The organism is Bradyrhizobium sp. Kon10, from assembly GCF_055807395.1.
Map to the genome: position 1 here is coordinate 1 of NZ_JBVVOZ010000168.1, position 322 is coordinate 322.

The window sequence follows — 322 nt, forward strand, 5'->3', positions numbered from 1 at the left end:
TGAGCAGTGCGGGGATCGCAATCTGGCCCTGAATGCAACCCATCCCGCCTATCCTCTGTATATTTCACTCGGCTTCACGAGCGAGGCGATCGTCTACATGCGCCAGGGCGAGGCCCCACAAAAACTCCCGCCGATGCCAGTTCTGGATGGTGAACTCAGTGAGCTGCCCAGCGACAGACTGCGCGAGATCACCGAGCTGGACGCGCGTGCGTTTGGGACAAATCGTGCGGGGCTACTTGCGTTGCTCGCAGAGGATGCCTCGATAGCCACTCTGAGCCGCGGTGGCGAGGTCTTTGGCTATTCCATGTGTCGCGAGTTCGGG

General features: G+C 60.6%; 1 pseudogene. It reads left to right on the forward strand.

Going from position 1 to position 322, the window contains the following annotated elements:
• Positions 1 to 322, forward strand: a pseudogene (locus tag AC0L2O_RS36565) (GNAT family N-acetyltransferase); the annotation flags it as partial.